This is a genomic window from Pseudomonas sp. TH43 (assembly GCF_016650635.1).
Classification (GTDB): Bacteria; Pseudomonadota; Gammaproteobacteria; order Pseudomonadales; family Pseudomonadaceae; genus Aquipseudomonas.
Window position 1 is genome coordinate 932,433 of the sequence record NZ_JAEKFI010000003.1, and the last position, 16,981, is coordinate 949,413.

Genomic DNA, 16,981 nt, shown 5'->3' on the forward strand with positions numbered 1-16,981 from the left:
GCAGCCGGTCTTCGTGTTCACGAGCCATCAGCGCAGTCCCTCCAGCCAGCCGTCGAGACTTCTGAAGGCATCGTTGAACGTGCGATCAAGCTGTAACGGGGTCACGGACACAAAACCCTGCATCACTGCATGGAAATCAGTGCCCGGCCCGCCATCTTCGGCGTCGCCGGCAGCCGCAATCCAGTAACCGGCCTTGCCGCGCGGATCGACGACTTTCATCGGCGCCGCCGCCCGGGCGCGATGGCCGAGTCGGGTTAATTGAATGCCACGAATATGGTCGATCGGCAGATTCGGAATGTTCACGTTGAGTACCGTGCGCGGCGGCAGTTCGAGCCCGGCATGGGCCTCGACCAGTTTGCGCGCAAAGTAGGCCGCCGTCGGCAGATTATCCACCTGGCGCGAGACCAGCGAGAAAGCGAACGATGGACGCTCCAGGAAGCGCCCTTCAAGGGCGGCCGCCACGGTCCCGGAATACAACACATCATCGCCAAGGTTGGCGCCGAGGTTAATCCCGGAAACCACCATGTCCGCTTCGCGTTCCAGCAGGCCATTGAGGCCCAGGTGCACGCAGTCGGTCGGTGTGCCATTAAGGCTGATGAAGCCGTTGGCCAGGTATTGCGGGTGCAGCGGACGGTCGAGCGTCAGCGAACTGCTGGCGCCGCTTTTGTCCTGCTCCGGGGCGATAACCACGCATTCGGTGTAATCCGCCAGCGCAGCATAAAGCGCGGCGAGACCGGGTGCGGTTACCCCATCGTCGTTAGAAATCAGAATACGCATGGGCTGTCCGTCTGCCCCACCGGCACCAGATCAACGAGTTCGCGCACCAATACGGTGGCGAAGCATCCGGCCGGGAGGACGAATTCCAGTTGCAGAATGTCAGGCTGGGGATAATGCCACGTCAATCCGCCAATGGGCAGCCGCAGGATGCGACGTTCATGGCTCATGCCGGCATGAATCAACCAATCGCGCAGCTCTGCATGCTCGGCGGCGATCCCCTGCTCCAGATCATGGACAGCGCCTGCGGTCGGCGAGTCACCTTCGCCCCACTGCGGGCCGGTCGGATGCAGGTCGAGAATGGCCAGACGCGGGTCGCTGCATTCAGCTTCACCGGCCGGGAAAAAGCTGCGGCTGTCGGTGAATGCCAACAGATCGCCGACTTGTGCCTTTTGCCAGGTGCCATCGGCGACCCGCGCCGCCAGCACCTGATTGAACAGAAAACTACGCGCTGTCGAGAGCAGGCGCGAACGCACATTGCGTTGCTCCGGCAATGCCTTGCGCGCCGCCCACGCACGCGCATCAACGACGTTGCCGCCATCATGGCCGAAACGCTGGGCACCGAAATAATTAGGGATGCCTTGTTTCGCGATCAGCTGCAACCGCTCTTCGATGGCGGCTTTGTCGCCATTGAATTGAGTCAGGCGCAGCGTGAAGCCGTTGGCCGAATGCGCACCGCGTTGCAGCTTGCGCTTGTGTCGGGTGGTCTTGAGGATCTTCAGCGTGTCGTTTTCCGCTGCCGAAAGATCGGGATCAGCCTTGCCCGGCAACTGCACGCTGAACCACTGACGGGTCAGCGCCTGACGATCCTTGAGGCCGGCGTAGCTGACGGTACGCAACGGCACGCCGGCAGCCTTGGCGATACGCCGCGCAGCCTCTTCGGTGTTCAGGCCACGCTTCTCGACCCATATCCACAAATGTTCGCCGTCACCGCTGAACGGGATGTCGAGAACTTCATCGACCTGAAAATCTTCAGCAATGGCTTTCAGTACCGCGCTGCCGAGGGGTTCGCCATAGGCCCGCGGGCCGAGCAATTGCAGTTCATTCATGCGCGCAGCAACAAGGCAACGGAGTGCACGGCAATGCCTTCTTCGCGACCGACAAAGCCAAGCTTCTCGGTGGTGGTAGCTTTCACGTTCACTTGATCCAACTCAACTTGTAGATCCGCAGCGATCAGCGCGCGCATCGATTCGATATGCGGGGCCATTTTTGGCGCCTGGGCGACGATGGTGTTATCGACGTTGCCGACTTTCCAGCCTTTGGCGTGGATCAGCGCGACCACATGACGCAATAGCGCACGGCTGTCGGCGCCCTTGAATTGCGGGTCGGTGTCCGGGAAGTGTTTGCCGATATCGCCCAGCGCAGCAGCGCCGAGCAAGGCATCACTCAAGGCATGCAGCAGGACGTCACCGTCGGAGTGAGCGAGCAGCCCGAAGCTGTGTGCGATTCGCACGCCGCCCAGAGTAATGAAATCGCCTTCAGCGAAACGGTGCACATCATAGCCGTGGCCAATACGCATAAAAAAAACGCCCCGATTTTTGTCAGGGCGTGATTCTACCTGCATTAGGCCCGAAGGGCGCGTGCGTGATGCTGCAAGTGGTCGTCTATGAAGCTTGAGATGAAGAAATAGCTGTGGTCGTAGCCCGGTTGCAGGCGCAACGTCAGCGGGTGGCCCGCCTGTTTTGCCGCTTGTTGCAGTGCCTCGGGTTTGAGCTGGGTGGCGAGGAAGTCGTCACGATCACCTTGATCGACCAATAGCGGCAGCTTTTCATCCGCGTCGGCGATCAGCGCGCAGGCATCCCACTCCTTCCACTTCGAACGGTCTTCGCCCAGGTAACGGGAAAATGCCTTCTGACCCCACGGGCAATCCATCGGATTGTTGATGGGCGAAAATGCCGACACCGATTGATAATGCCCCGGATTACGCAATGCGCAGACCAACGCGCCGTGGCCGCCCATGGAGTGGCCGCTGATGCTGCGCTGGTCCGACGCAGGGAAATGCGCTTCAACCAGTGAAGGCAATTCCTGCACGACATAGTCATGCATCCGATAGTGTCGCGACCAAGGTTCCTGCGTGGCATTCAGATAGAACCCGGCGCCAAGGCCGAAATCCCATGCGCCATCCGGATCGCCCGGCACATCCGCGCCGCGTGGACTGGTGTCCGGGGCGACGATGATCAAACCGAGTTCGGCCGCCATGCGCAGGGCGCCGGCCTTGTGCATGAAGTTCTCATCAGTGCAGGTCAGGCCCGACAACCAGTACAGCACCGGCAGCTTGCCGCCCTGCTCTGCCTGCGGTGGCAGATAGACAGCGAACACCATGTCGCAACCGAGCACATCGGAACGATGGCGGTAACGCTTGTGCCAACCGCCAAAACTCTTCTGACAGGAGATATTTTCCAGACTCATGTAAAGACTCCTACGCGGTCACGGCAACACGCCTTCACGACGTGTCGCCATATCCCGGCGATTGATCAGAAATGAATGACGGTACGGATGCTCTTGCCTTCGTGCATCAGGTCGAACGCCTTGTTAATGTCTTCCAGACCCATGGTGTGGGTAATGAAAGTATCCAGCGGAATCTCGCCGCTTTGCGCCATGTCGACGTAGCTTGGCAACTCGGTACGACCGCGCACGCCGCCGAATGCCGAACCGCGCCAGACACGACCGGTGACCAACTGGAAAGGACGCGTAGCAATTTCCTGACCGGCACCGGCCACACCGATGATCACCGACTCGCCCCAGCCTTTGTGGCAGCACTCAAGCGCCGCGCGCATCAGTTGAACATTGCCGATGCACTCGAACGAGAAGTCGACGCCGCCGTCCGTCATGTCGACGATCACTTCCTGGATCGGACGATCGAAATCTTTCGGGTTCACGCAGTCGGTTGCACCGAGTTGCTTGGCGATTTCGAACTTGGCCGGGTTGATGTCGATAGCAATGATGCGCGCAGCCTTGGCTTTCACTGCACCGATCACTGCAGACAGACCGATGCCGCCCAGACCGAAAATAGCCACGGTGTCACCTGGCTTGACCTTGGCGGTGTTGAGCACCGCACCGATACCAGTGGTGACGCCACAGCCCAGCAGGCAGACCTTTTCCAGCGGCGCGTCTTTAGAGATCTTGGCCACGGAAATTTCCGGCAGCACGGTGTATTCCGAGAATGTCGAAGTACCCATGTAGTGGAAAATCGTCTCGCCCTTGTAGGAAAAACGCGAAGTACCGTCCGGCATCAGGCCTTTGCCCTGAGTTGCACGAATGGCCTGACACAGGTTGGTCTTGCCCGACTTGCAGAATTTGCACTGGCCGCATTCCGGGGTGTACAGCGGAATGACGTGATCGCCGACGGCAACCGAGGTCACGCCCTCACCGATAGCCTCAACGATGGCGCCACCTTCGTGGCCGAGGATCGACGGGAAGATGCCTTCCGGGTCAGCGCCGGACAAGGTGTAGGCGTCGGTGTGGCAAACCCCGGAAGCCACCACGCGCAGCAACACTTCACCGGCCTTGGGCATGGCGACATCGACTTCTACGATTTCCAGCGGCTTTTTGGCCTCGAAGGCAACGGCGGCGCGCGACTTGATCATGCTGACTCTCCAGTGAATCCATTGAATAAAAAAACCAGACAAGAGTGTAATACATGGCCAGACGATGAATAATCCGGCCAAAAGCAAAACATTATTGCCATACAGGGATAATCCCGATGTCCGAAAATCGCTGGGAAGGCATTGACGAGTTCGTCGCCGTCGCCGAATGCAGCCAGTTCACCGCCGCGGCCGAACGCCTCGGGGTTTCTTCCTCGCACATCAGTCGACAAATCGTACGACTGGAAGAACGTTTACAAACGCGCCTGCTGTATCGCAGTACCCGTCGAGTGACGCTGACCGAGGCCGGCCAGACGTTCCTGCAGCATTGCCAGCGCTTGCAGGATGGTCGCGAGGAAGCATTGCGCGCCGTCGGCGACCTGACCAGCGAACCGAAAGGCATGTTGCGCATGACCTGCGCGGTGGCTTACGGCGAGCGATTTATCGTGCCGCTGGTGACAAGGTTCATGGGGCTGTATCCGCAGTTGCGCATCGATATCGAATTGAGCAACCGCCAACTCGATCTGGTGCATGAAGGGCTGGATCTGGCGATTCGACTGGGCCGACTGCAGGATTCGCGGTTGGTCGCTACTCGGCTGGCGCCTCGGCGCATGTACCTGTGTGCATCGCCGTCCTATCTGGAACGGTACGGTCGCCCACACAGCTTGTCGGAATTGAGTCGGCACAATTGCCTGATCGGCAGCACGGACATCTGGCAGCTTGAGCAAAACGGGCGGGAGTTTTCCCAACGAGTGCAGGGCAACTGGCGCTGCAACAGTGGGCAAGCAGTGCTGGATGCGGCGTTACAGGGTGTGGGGTTGTGTCAGTTGCCGGACTATTACGTGCTGGAGCATCTGCACAGTGGTGCGCTGATTTCGTTGCTGGAGGCGCATCAGCCGCCGAATACGGCGGTGTGGGCGCTGTATCCGCAGCAGCGGCATCTGTCGCCGAAGGTGCGCAAGTTGGTGGATTTTCTTAAGGAAGGGTTGGCCAAGAGGCCCGAATATCGGTGCTGAGTGTTGCGTTGTCTGTGGAGGCGCCTTCGCGAGCAGGCTCGCTCCCACAGGGGATCTCCGGTGGATACAAAAATCGTGTTCGGCGTAATTCAAAGGTGGGAGCGAGACTGCTAGCGAAGGCAATCTGACAGGCTCTACAGCACTTAGCGGCGATTCGCCCAACGCTGGCGCAACCATTCGAGATCTTCCGGCCGGGTCACCTTGAGATTATCCGCCCGCCCTTCAATCAGTCGCGGCGCCAGCCCCGCCCACTCCATCGCTGAAGCCTCATCGGTAATCACCGCATCAGCAACCAGACTGTCCGCCAACGCCCGATGCAAAGCACCCAGTCGAAACATCTGCGGCGTGTACGCCTGCCAGATCACGCTACGATCCACGGTCTCAAGCACGCGACCATTTTTGTCGACGCGCTTCAGCGTGTCACGCGCAGGCACCGCCAGCAAACCGCCCACCGGGTCATCCGCCAGTTCATCCAGCAATTTGTCCAGATCCTCACGACTGAGGTTCGGCCGCGCCGCATCGTGTACCAGCACCCAATCTTCATCGTCGGCACCCTGCGCATGTAGGTGCAGCAAGGCATTGAGCACCGAGCCTGAACGCTCGGCACCGCCCTCAACCCGCTGAATACGCGGATCGCTGGCGCTCGCCAGGTTCGGCCAATAAGGATCATCGACAGCAAGACTGACCACCAGGCCTCGGAGGCTCGGGTGATCGAGGAAACAGCCGAGGCTGTGTTCGAGAATTGTGCGCCCGCCCAGTTGCAAGTACTGCTTGGGACGGTCCGCGGCCATTCGGGCACCGACGCCCGCGGCAGGAATCACGGCCCAGAAGGCCGGCAGAGAATTGATCATTGGGCCAACTGGTAAAGGGTTTCGCCGTCCTTGACCATGCCCAACTCGTGACGAGCCCGTTCTTCAACGGTCTCCATGCCTTTTTTCAGCTCACTGACTTCAGCGTCCATCACTCGGTTGCGCTCCAGCAAACCCTCGTTCTCGGCATGTTGATCAGCAATCTGCTGATTCAGCTCGGCGACCTGCGCCAGACTGCCATTGCCCACCCACAGGCGGTACTGCAGACCGGCCAGCAGCAAGAGCAAAACGAGAAACAACCAGTAAGGACTGCGCATCGAATATCAGGTATCCAGTGAAAAAAGACAGCCACGCTAAAACTTTGAAGCATCTGATAGCACGAAGCCTGGAAAGATCCAGGCTTGTGCTGTTAAGGCATCAGATTAGTGGCAAATCCATCGCTGTCACGACTTTTTCGACACAATCCGGTGTCCTTTTATCAGTTTCCGCTTAACCGCGGAATTCGCTACGACCGTTGTATTTGGCTTTGCCATTCAACTGCTCTTCGATACGCAGCAGTTGGTTGTACTTGGAAACGCGGTCGGAACGGCACAGCGAACCGGTCTTGATCTGGCCAGCCGAGGTGCCCACAGCCAGGTCGGCGATGGTCGAATCTTCGGTTTCGCCCGAACGGTGCGAGATCACCGCGGTGTAACCGGCAGCCTTGGCCATCTGGATGGCTTCCAGGGTTTCGGTCAGGGTGCCGATCTGGTTGAACTTGATCAGGATCGAGTTGGCGATCTTTTTATCGATGCCTTCTTTCAGGATCTTGGTGTTGGTCACGAACAGATCGTCGCCGACAAGTTGGATTTTCTCGCCGATCTTGTCGGTGAGGACTTTCCAGCCAGCCCAGTCGGATTCATCCAGGCCATCTTCGATGGAGATGATCGGATAGCGCTCGGTCAGGCCTTTCAGGTAATCAGCAAAACCTTCGGAGGTGAACACATGCCCTTCACCGGCCAGGTTGTATTTGCCGTCTTCGTAGAATTCGCTGGCCGCGCAGTCGAGTGCCAGGGTCACGTCGGTGCCCAGCGTATAACCGGCGTTGGCCACAGCTTCCGAGATCACTTTCAAAGCGTCTTCGTTGGACGCCAGGTTGGGTGCGAACCCCCCTTCGTCGCCAACGGCAGTGTTCAGGCCGCGGGCCTTCAGCACAGCTTTCAAGTGATGGAAAATCTCGGTGCCCATACGCAGACCTTCCGAGAAAGACTTGGCGCCAACTGGCTGAACCATGAATTCCTGGATGTCGACGTTGTTATCGGCGTGCTCGCCACCGTTGATGATGTTCATCATCGGAACCGGCATCGAGTACACGCCAGGGGTGCCGTTCAGGTTGGCGATGTGAGCGTACAGTGGCAGGTCCTGGTCCTGCGCAGCAGCCTTGGCCGCAGCCAGGGAAACGGCGAGGATCGCGTTGGCGCCCAGGGAACCTTTGTTTTCAGTACCGTCGAGCTTGATCATCGCGTGATCCAGAGCTTTCTGGTCGCTTGGGTCGGTGCCCAGCAGCAGATCACGGATCGGACCGTTGATGTTGGCTACCGCTTTGAGCACGCCCTTGCCCAGGTAACGGCTCTTGTCGCCATCACGCAGCTCGAGCGCTTCACGCGAGCCAGTGGATGCACCGGACGGCGCGCAAGCGCTGCCGATGATGCCGTTGTCGAGAAGCACGTCCGCTTCCACGGTGGGATTGCCACGGGAGTCGAGAACTTCACGACCTTTGATGTCGACGATTTTTGCCATTGTTGTAAACACTCCAAAGTTGACGAAAACGACGCAGCTAGAGGAAATCTTTTTACCGTCGGCAAGTGGTGTGCAGCGGGCAGCTTGCAGACGACAACGCACATGCCCGAGGGCATGTGCGACAAATCGTGCGGTACTTTACCGGAGAATTGAGTGTTACGCGGTTTCTACCGTCGGAAAACTCTTCACCAGTTCGTCCAACGCTTTGAGCTGGGCCAGGAATGGCTCCAGTTTGTCCAGACGCAAGGCGCAAGGGCCGTCGCATTTGGCATTGTCCGGATCCGGGTGAGCTTCGAGGAACAGACCGGCCAGCGCCTGGCTCATGCCAGCCTTGGCCAGATCCAGAACCTGCGCACGGCGACCGCCAGCGGAGTCGGAACGACCGCCAGGCATTTGCAGCGCGTGGGTCACGTCGAAGAATACCGGATACTCGAACTGCTTCATGATGCCGAAGCCGAGCATGTCGACAACGAGGTTGTTGTAGCCGAAGCTCGAACCACGCTCGCAGAGGATCAATTGATCGTTACCCGCTTCCACGCACTTGTTCAGGATGTGTTTCATTTCCTGAGGGGCGAGGAACTGGGCTTTCTTGATGTTGATGACTGCATTGGTCTTGGCCATCGCAACGACCAGATCGGTCTGGCGCGACAGGAAGGCCGGCAGTTGAATGATGTCGCAGATTTCAGCGACGACCGCGGCCTGCTCAGGCTCGTGAACGTCGGTGATAATCGGCACGCCGAAGGCTTGTTTGATGTCCTGGAAGATGCGCATGCCCTCTTCCAGGCCAGGACCACGATACGAGGTCACAGAAGACCGGTTGGCCTTGTCGAAACTGGCCTTGAACACGTAAGGGATACCGAGTTTCTCGGTGACCTTCACGTACTCTTCGCAAACCTGCATGGCCATGTCGCGGCTTTCCAGCACGTTCATGCCGCCGAACAGCACCATGGGTTTGTCGTTGGCAATCTCGATGTCGCCGACGCGGATGATCTTCTGTGCCATCGGGTTTACGCCTTCTTCTGGTGTTGAGCCAACGCTGCTTTGACGAAACCGCTGAACAGCGGATGGCCATCGCGTGGTGTCGAGGTGAACTCAGGGTGGAACTGGCAGGCGACGAACCATGGATGATCCGGTGCTTCAACCACTTCAACCAAGGCTGCATCAGCGGAACGACCGGAGATTTTCAGGCCGGCTTCGATGATTTGTGGCAGCAGGTTGTTGTTCACTTCGTAACGGTGACGGTGACGCTCGACGATCACGTCCTTGCCGTAGCAATCGTGCACCTTGGAGCCGGCTTCGAGCAGGCAATCCTGAGCGCCAAGGCGCATGGTGCCGCCCAGATCGGACGTTTCGGTACGCACTTCAACGGCGCCGGTCGCGTCTTCCCACTCGGTGATCAGACCCACAACCGGGTGGCCGCTGGCGCGGTCGAACTCGGTGGAGTTGGCGTCTTTCCAGCCCATCACGTTACGGGCAAATTCGATGACCGCCACTTGCATGCCGAGGCAGATGCCCAGGTACGGAACCTTGTTTTCGCGAGCGTATTGAACGGCAGTGATCTTGCCTTCCACGCCACGCAGACCGAAGCCGCCCGGTACGAGAATCGCGTCGACACCTTCGAGCAGCGCAGTGCCCTGATTTTCGATGTCTTCGGAATCGATGTAGCGCAGGTTGACCTTGGTGCGGTTGCTGATGCCGGCGTGACTCATCGCTTCGATCAGCGACTTGTAGGCGTCCAGCAGTTCCATGTACTTGCCGACCATCGCGATGGTCACTTCGTGCTCCGGGTTCAGCTTGGCGTCAACCACCGCTTCCCACTCGGACAGATCAGCGCTGCCGCATTGCAGACCGAAACGCTCAACGACGAAATCGTCCAGACCCTGCGAGTGCAGAATGCCCGGGATCTTGTAGATGGTGTCGGCGTCTTCCAGCGCAATCACCGCACGTTCTTCAACGTTGGTGAACTGAGCGATCTTGCGACGCGACGAGATGTCGATCGGGTGATCGGAACGGCACACCAGCACGTCTGGCTGCAGGCCGATCGAACGCAGCTCTTTTACCGAGTGCTGAGTTGGCTTGGTCTTGGTCTCGCCAGCGGTGGCGATGTACGGCACCAGCGTCAGGTGCATCAGCATCGCGCGCTTGGCGCCGACTTCGAAACGCAGTTGACGGATGGCTTCGAGGAACGGTTGCGACTCGATGTCACCGACGGTGCCACCGATTTCAACCATCGCCACGTCAGCGTCACCGGCACCCTTGATGATGCGGCGCTTGATTTCGTCGGTGATGTGCGGAATCACCTGGATGGTTGCACCCAGGTAGTCACCACGGCGCTCTTTGCGCAGCACGTGCTCGTAGACACGGCCCGTGGTGAAGTTGTTGTTCTGGGTCATGGTCGTGCGGATGAACCGCTCGTAGTGGCCCAGGTCCAGGTCGGTCTCGGCGCCGTCGTGGGTGACGAACACTTCACCGTGCTGGAACGGGCTCATGGTGCCCGGGTCAACGTTGATGTACGGATCCAGCTTCAGCATGGTGACCTTAAGTCCCCGCGCCTCCAGGATGGCTGCCAATGAAGCCGATGCAATGCCTTTCCCCAAAGAAGAAACAACACCGCCCGTGACGAATATGTAGCGCGTCATGAAAAACCCTAGAAGTCTGCGTTAAAGCGGTCCGAGCCGCCGGGGAAAGCGAAGGAAGGCCGAAGCCCCCGATCACCTGCATTAATCACAGTGCACCTTTCAAAAAAACCGCCGCGTTGGGACAGACCGGCAGTGGAAACACCGGTACGTTGCTCGCTACACATTTTTTGGAATCGCCCAGCAAAGACTGCTTGGTAATCGGCAACTCCTGCAATTCAGGCGAATCCACAGAAGTTGTATCAAGAAGGGAGCGTAGTCTACCGGAATGCCCCTTTCATCTCAAACCTTGATCTTCGTCTGTTGGCTGCCAATGCAATTTCCAGCCTTCCCGCACATTGCCATCAAGACTCGGCAGGTTCGCCACCGCGAGCAATTCTGCACCGCGAAACAGCAGCGGCAATCTGCCACGCAGGAAGCTCGGCACGGCACGCTCGTTGAGCAGGCGCTTGAGGTCGCGGTGGCCGCGATCAGCCAGATGCAGCACTTCACCGCCCTGACGATAAGCGATGTGCAATGGCCCGCAAGGAGTCTGCCCGCTGAACATGACACACCCGTTATCGGGCAAGCGTAGCGCTGAAGATGGCGCCTGCCACTCAGCGCCGATCACTGGCGCGCGCAGCCAGTCGCCACTGAGCCACCACACACGACCGGCGCTGCGATGCAACTGGCCATCGGCCAGACGCCAGAGGGGTGAAGCATCGCCAGCGGCTTCGCACAGACTCGACCAACCCGACCAATGGTCAGTCTCAGGTAGTCGAGTCAACGGCTCGAGCCAATGACCGAGAGCATTTCGCTGGCGGGCTGCGGAGAGCGCTGCGAGCGGCGCCAGCTCAAGCGACGGCAATCCCAGCCATTGGAAATCATGAGCCGTCGCGGCCTGCGCCAGATCGATTTTTGCCAACTCATCAAGCAAGCCTTGCGCCTCACGCAGATGCGCGGCGCTGCGGGCCATGCTCGCCTGCGCTTGCGGCCAGCGCCCGGTCAGCAGCGGCATGACTTGATGACGCAGGTAGTTGCGCGAAAATTGCCGGTCCTGATTCGACGGGTCTTCTATCCACTGCAATTGCTGAGCCTGCGCATAAGCTTCCAGCTCGGCCCGCGAGACATCCAGCAACGGACGAATCAACGTGCCCTGCCCCACCGGTCGTTGCTTCGGCATCCCTGACAACCCGCGCACGCCAGCGCCACGCAATAACCGGAACAACAGCGTTTCCGCTTGATCATCGCGATGCTGACCGGTCAGCAGTACGTCATCAACTTGCGTAAGCGCACTGAACACCGCATATCGCGCATCCCGCGCTGCCTGCTCCAGACTTGCTCCGGGTTTCACAGTCACCCGTTCGATCCGCAACGGCACACCCAGCGCATCGCAGACGGACTGGCAATGTTGCGGCCACGCATCAGCCGCAGCCTGGAGGCCGTGATGGATATGGATAGCACTGAGCGTCGGGAGGGGTTCGGTTTTGGCGAGTTGAGCAAGCAGATGCAGCAGGACGGTGGAATCGAGACCACCGGAGAAGGCGATGCGCCAATGCGCGGCGTTGCGCCAAGGCTCCAGGTTGCGCAAAAGCCGTGAAGGCAAATCAATCATGGACTGACCCATAGCTATCTCTTTGCCCCAAACAAATGTGGGAGCGAGCCTGCTCGCGAAGACGGTTTAACATTCAACTCATTCGTCGAGTGTTATACCGCTTTCGCGAGCAGGCTCGCTCCCACATGGGTATCGCGCTTCGACTTAGAGGCCGTAGCTCATCAGTCGATCATAACGGCGCTTCAGCAGTGCTTCGTTATCGAACTTCTTCAGCATCGCCAGTTGCGAGCTCAGCTCCGCACGGATCGATGCGGCAGCAGTCGCCGGATCACGGTGCGCACCGCCCAGAGGCTCGCCGATCACCTTGTCGACGATACCCAGGCCTTTCAGGCGCTCGGCGGTGATGCCCATCGCTTCGGCAGCATCCGGTGCTTTTTCGGCGGTTTTCCACAGAATCGATGCGCAACCTTCCGGCGAGATCACCGCGTAGGTCGAGTACTGCAGCATGTTCAGCTGATCGCAGACGCCAATCGCCAGAGCACCGCCGGAACCACCTTCACCGATGACGGTGGCGATGATCGGGGTCTTCAGACGCGACATCACACGCAGGTTCCAGGCGATGGCTTCGCTCTGGTTGCGCTCTTCAGCGTCGATACCTGGGTAAGCACCCGGAGTGTCGATGAAGGTCAGGATCGGCATTTTGAAGCGCTCGGCCATTTCCATCAGGCGGCAGGCCTTGCGGTAGCCTTCCGGACGCGGCATACCGAAGTTGCGGCGTACCTTCTCGCGCACTTCGCGGCCCTTCTGGTGACCGATGATCATCACCGGCTGGTCGTCCAGACGAGCAATACCACCAACGATTGCAGCGTCGTCGGAGAAGTGACGGTCGCCGTGCAGTTCGTCGAACTCGGTGAAGATGTGCTCGATGTAGTCCAGGGTGTACGGGCGTTTCGGGTGACGCGCCAGGCGAGCGATCTGCCAGCTGGTCAGCTTGCCAAAGATGTCTTCGGTCAGCGTTTTGCTCTTGTCCTGCAGGCGGGAGATCTCATCGCCGATATTCAGCGAATTGTCATTACCGACCAAGCGCAACTCTTCGATCTTGGCTTGCAGGTCGGCGATCGGCTGTTCGAAATCTAGAAAATTCGGGTTCATAGGCGTCCGTCTTGGGTCGTGTCCCAAATGAGCTTGGGCCGGCCGGTTGTCTATTCGCGCCCTACCTTAAGGGAGAGGCGCGCTGAGGTCGAGATTAAAAATTCAGGTTGCGGGCGGGCGCCATGATGGCGCTCGCCGGTCAACGGTATTGGAGGAAGACGTTGTCTCGCCCGAACTGGTCACGCAGAGCCTGAATCAAGGCATCTGCCGGGTCGATTCGCCAGGTCTCGCCGAACTGCAGCAAGGTCTTCGCATCCGGGCTGGTGTACTCCATGGTGATCGGGCATGCACCGCGATGGCGCTTGAGCAAATCCCCCAGCCAGCGTAGCTGATCGCCTTTCAGGTCCTGGGTTTGCAACTTCAGGCGCAGGCTTTCGGCGAGGTTGGTGCGCGCATCTTCCATGCTCATCACGCGCTTGACCCGCAGACGCAGGCCACCGGAGAAGTCGTCGTTACTGACTTCGCCTTCGACCACCACCATCGCGTCGGTCTGTAACAGCGACTGCGCGGAATGGAAAGCTTCGGCAAACAGCGACGCCTCGATTCGCCCGGAGCGGTCGTCGAGGGTGATGAAGCCCATCTTGTCGCCCTTTTTGTTCTTCATCACGCGCAGGGCAATGATCATCCCCGCCACGGTCTGGGTATCGCGCGCAGGCTTCAGGTCGATGATGCGTTGACGGGCGAAACGGCGAATCTCGCCTTCGTATTCATCGATCGGGTGACCGGTCAGGTACAGGCCCAAGGTGTCTTTCTCACCTTTGAGGCGCTCCTTGAGGGTCATCTCCTTGGCCTTGCGATGCACGGCGTAAACGTCGGCGTCTTCCTCGACAAACAACCCGCCAAACAGATCGCTGTGACCACTGTCGTGAGTGCGCGCGGTCTGTTCAGCCGACTTGATCGCTTCTTCCATCGCCGCCAGCAACACAGCACGGTTACGGTCGATGTTGGCCTGGTAAGCCTTTTGCTCATCGTGGAAGAACGGGCCGAGACGATCCAGTGCACCGCTGCGGATCAGACCGTCGAGGGTGCGCTTGTTGATGCGTTTGAGGTCGACCCGCGCGCAGAAGTCGAACAGATCCTTGAACGGACCGGCCTGACGCGCTTCGGTGATCGCCTCGACCGGGCCTTCACCAACGCCTTTGATCGCGCCGAGGCCGTAAACAATGCGGCCATCGTCGTTCACCGTGAACTTGAACTCCGAAGTATTCACATCCGGCGCGTCGAGACGCAGCTTCATCGTGCGAATTTCTTCGATCAAGGTCACGACCTTGTCGGTGTTGTGCATGTCCGCCGACAGTACCGCGGCCATGAACGGCGCCGGGTAATGGGTTTTCAGCCAGGCAGTCTGATACGACACCAGACCGTAAGCGGCGGAGTGAGACTTGTTGAAGCCGTAACCGGCGAATTTTTCCACCAGGTCGAAAATGTTACCGGCGAGGTCGGCGTCGATATTGTTGGTCTTGCAACCCTCAATGAAACCGCCGCGCTGCTTGGCCATCTCTTCGGGTTTTTTCTTACCCATCGCCCGCCGCAGCATGTCCGCACCACCGAGGGTGTAACCGGCCATGACCTGGGCAATCTGCATCACCTGTTCCTGATACAGGATGATGCCGTACGTTGGCGCCAATACTGGCTTGAGGCCTTCGTACTGATAGTCGGAGTGCGGGTACGCCAACTCGGCGCGACCGTGCTTACGGTTGATAAAGTCATCAACCATGCCCGATTGCAGCGGGCCCGGACGGAACAGGGCCACGAGTGCGATCAAGTCTTCAAGGCAGTCGGGCTTGAGCTTTTTGATCAGCTCTTTCATGCCTCGCGACTCAAGCTGGAATACCGCCGTGGTTTCTGCTTTTTGCAGCAGCGTGTACGTCGGTTTGTCGTCGAGCGGAATGAACGCGATGTCCAGCGGCGGCTCGTCGACCTTGGCGCGGTCGCGGTTGATGGTCTTCAGCGCCCAGTCGATTACCGTCAGAGTACGCAGACCGAGGAAGTCGAACTTCACCAGACCGGCGGCTTCAACGTCGTCCTTGTCGAACTGGGTTACCAGGCCGTCACCGGCCTCGTCGCAATAGATCGGCGAGAAGTCGGTCAGCTTGGTCGGCGCGATCACCACGCCACCGGCGTGTTTACCGACGTTACGCACAACGCCTTCAAGCTTGCGCGCCATCTCCCAGATTTCCGCCGCTTCTTCATCGACCTTGATGAAGTCACGCAGGATTTCTTCCTGCTCGTAGGCTTTTTCCAGGGTCATGCCGACTTCGAACGGAATCATCTTCGACAGACGATCGGCCAAGCCGTAGGACTTGCCCTGCACCCGCGCCACGTCCCGCACCACAGCCTTGGCGGCCATGGAACCGAACGTGATGATCTGGCTTACCGCGTTGCGGCCGTACTTTTCGGCCACGTAATCGATGACTCGGTCACGGCCGTCCATGCAGAAGTCGACGTCGAAGTCGGGCATCGATACCCGTTCCGGGTTAAGGAAACGTTCGAACAGCAGGTCGTATTCCAGCGGGTCGAGGTCGGTGATCTTCTGCACGTAGGCCACCAGCGATCCGGCACCCGAACCACGGCCCGGACCTACCGGTACGCCGTTGCTCTTGGCCCACTGGATAAAGTCCATAACGATGAGGAAGTAACCGGGGAAGCCCATCTGGATGATGATATCCAGCTCGAAATTCAAGCGGTCGACATAGACCTGACGCTTGGCTTCGTAGTCTTCGGTGGTGTCTTTGGGCAGCAGTACCGCCAGTCGTTCTTCGAGACCGTCGAACGACACTTTGCGGAAATATTCGTCGATGGTCATGCCATCGGGGATCGGGAAGTTGGGCAGGAAGTGCGTGCCCAGTTTCACGTCGATGTTGCAGCGTTTGGCGATCTCGACGGTGTTTTCAATCGCGTCGGGAATATCGCTGAACAGCTCGATCATTTCCTCGGCGCTTTTCAGGTATTGCTGGTCGCTGTAATTTTTCGAACGCCGCGGATCGTCGAGGGCGCGGCCCTCACCGATGCACACGCGGGTTTCGTGGGCGGCAAAATCTTCCTGCTTGATGAAGCGCACATCGTTACTCGCCACCAGCGGCGCGCCGAGTTTGTCGGCCAGTGCCACAGCGCCGTGCAGTTGCTCTTCATCGTTGGGGCGATTGGTGCGCTGGATTTCCAGATAGAAACGATCCGGGAACACCGTCATCCACTCGCGCGCCAAGGCTTCGGCTTCCGCCGGGTTGCCACCGATAAGGGCCATGCCGATCTCGCCTTCTTTGGCGGCGGACAGCATGATCAGGCCTTCATTGGCTTCGGCGACCCACTGGCGCTCGACAATGATCATGCCGTTGCGTTGGCCTTCGATGAAGCCGCGCGAGATCAACTCAGTCAGGTTGCGATAACCCTTGGCGTTCATCACCAGCAGGCTGAGCCGGCTCAGCGGTGCGTCCGGGTCCTTGTTCGACAGCCACAGGTCGGCGCCGCAGATCGGCTTGATGCCTGCGCCCATGGTGTTTTTATAAAATTTGACCAGCGAACACATGTTGTTCTGGTCGGTGACCGCGACCGCCGGCATGTTCATGGCGGTCAGCGCTTTAACCAGCGGCTTGATCCGCACCAGCCCGTCGACCAGCGAGTATTCAGTGTGCAGGCGTAGATGAACGAATGAAGCCGGCATAGTGATCCTGTCCAGTTACATAGAGACAACAAGGCC

The 16,981-nt window shown here is 59.1% G+C and carries 14 protein-coding genes; 1 reads left to right on the forward strand and 13 read right to left on the reverse strand.

The annotated features are described in order from the left end of the window. Window positions 1-27 precede the first annotated feature (27 nt). The 5 genes from surE to JFT81_RS13950 all read right to left on the reverse strand — a co-directional run bounded on the left by surE (window position 28) and on the right by JFT81_RS13950 (window position 4,361). On the reverse strand, window positions 28-777 hold the full coding sequence (surE, locus tag JFT81_RS13930; RefSeq protein WP_201227752.1) for a 5'/3'-nucleotidase SurE: 750 nt from the start codon (window positions 775-777) through the stop codon (window positions 28-30). Continuing rightward, window positions 765-1,823, reverse strand: a complete 1,059-nt coding sequence (gene truD, locus JFT81_RS13935; RefSeq protein WP_201146721.1) for a tRNA pseudouridine(13) synthase TruD — start codon at window positions 1,821-1,823, stop codon at window positions 765-767. Before truD ends, surE begins: the two co-directional genes overlap by 13 nt. Beyond that, a complete protein-coding gene (gene ispF / locus JFT81_RS13940) occupies window positions 1,820-2,293 on the reverse strand; it encodes a 2-C-methyl-D-erythritol 2,4-cyclodiphosphate synthase (protein WP_034149878.1) in 474 nt (157 codons plus the stop codon). The genes truD and ispF overlap by 4 nt, the downstream gene beginning before the upstream one ends. 44 nt (window positions 2,294-2,337) lie before the next feature. Next, entirely contained in the window at window positions 2,338-3,183 is an 846-nt protein-coding gene (gene fghA, locus JFT81_RS13945; RefSeq protein WP_201227753.1) for an S-formylglutathione hydrolase, read from the reverse strand. A gap of 65 nt (window positions 3,184-3,248) precedes the next feature. Continuing rightward, on the reverse strand, window positions 3,249-4,361 hold the full coding sequence (locus JFT81_RS13950) for an S-(hydroxymethyl)glutathione dehydrogenase/class III alcohol dehydrogenase (protein WP_007908835.1): 1,113 nt from the start codon (window positions 4,359-4,361) through the stop codon (window positions 3,249-3,251). 116 nt (window positions 4,362-4,477) lie between these two features. Here JFT81_RS13950 and JFT81_RS13955 point away from each other — a divergent pair, with 116 nt between their 5' ends. Beyond that, complete coding sequence (locus JFT81_RS13955; protein WP_201227754.1) at window positions 4,478-5,374, forward strand: LysR substrate-binding domain-containing protein; 897 nt, start codon at window positions 4,478-4,480, stop codon at window positions 5,372-5,374. 143 nt (window positions 5,375-5,517) lie between these two features. On the opposite strand, the gene ispD is transcribed toward JFT81_RS13955, so the two are convergent. The 8 genes from ispD to dnaE form a co-directional block, all read right to left on the reverse strand. After that, complete coding sequence (gene ispD / locus JFT81_RS13960) at window positions 5,518-6,225, reverse strand: 2-C-methyl-D-erythritol 4-phosphate cytidylyltransferase (RefSeq protein ID WP_201227755.1); 708 nt, start codon at window positions 6,223-6,225, stop codon at window positions 5,518-5,520. Beyond that, window positions 6,222-6,500, reverse strand: a complete 279-nt coding sequence (gene ftsB, locus JFT81_RS13965; protein ID WP_007908838.1) for a cell division protein FtsB — start codon at window positions 6,498-6,500, stop codon at window positions 6,222-6,224. The genes ispD and ftsB overlap by 4 nt, the downstream gene beginning before the upstream one ends. Window positions 6,501-6,672: 172 nt before the next feature. Further along, window positions 6,673-7,962 carry a phosphopyruvate hydratase gene (gene eno, locus JFT81_RS13970; RefSeq protein WP_201227756.1) on the reverse strand — a complete coding sequence of 430 codons (1,290 nt, stop codon included), beginning with the start codon at window positions 7,960-7,962 and terminating at the stop codon, window positions 6,673-6,675. Between the two features lie 156 nt (window positions 7,963-8,118). Further along, window positions 8,119-8,964 (reverse strand): 3-deoxy-8-phosphooctulonate synthase, encoded by an 846-nt coding sequence (gene kdsA / locus JFT81_RS13975; protein WP_201146715.1) that lies wholly within the window; start codon window positions 8,962-8,964, stop codon window positions 8,119-8,121. Window positions 8,965-8,969: 5 nt separating this feature from the next. After that, entirely contained in the window at window positions 8,970-10,601 is a 1,632-nt protein-coding gene (locus tag JFT81_RS13980) for a CTP synthase (protein ID WP_187679145.1), read from the reverse strand. A 274-nt stretch (window positions 10,602-10,875) separates the two neighbouring features. Continuing rightward, a complete protein-coding gene (gene tilS, locus JFT81_RS13985) occupies window positions 10,876-12,204 on the reverse strand; it encodes a tRNA lysidine(34) synthetase TilS (protein ID WP_201227757.1) in 1,329 nt (442 codons plus the stop codon). A 132-nt stretch (window positions 12,205-12,336) separates the two neighbouring features. Beyond that, window positions 12,337-13,284 (reverse strand): acetyl-CoA carboxylase carboxyltransferase subunit alpha, encoded by a 948-nt coding sequence (locus tag JFT81_RS13990; RefSeq protein ID WP_016985086.1) that lies wholly within the window; start codon window positions 13,282-13,284, stop codon window positions 12,337-12,339. A gap of 139 nt (window positions 13,285-13,423) precedes the next feature. Beyond that, the gene (dnaE, locus tag JFT81_RS13995) at window positions 13,424-16,945 is read right to left on the reverse strand and encodes a DNA polymerase III subunit alpha (RefSeq protein ID WP_201227758.1); all 3,522 of its coding nucleotides are present in this window, start codon (window positions 16,943-16,945) and stop codon (window positions 13,424-13,426) included. Window positions 16,946-16,981 lie beyond the last annotated feature (36 nt).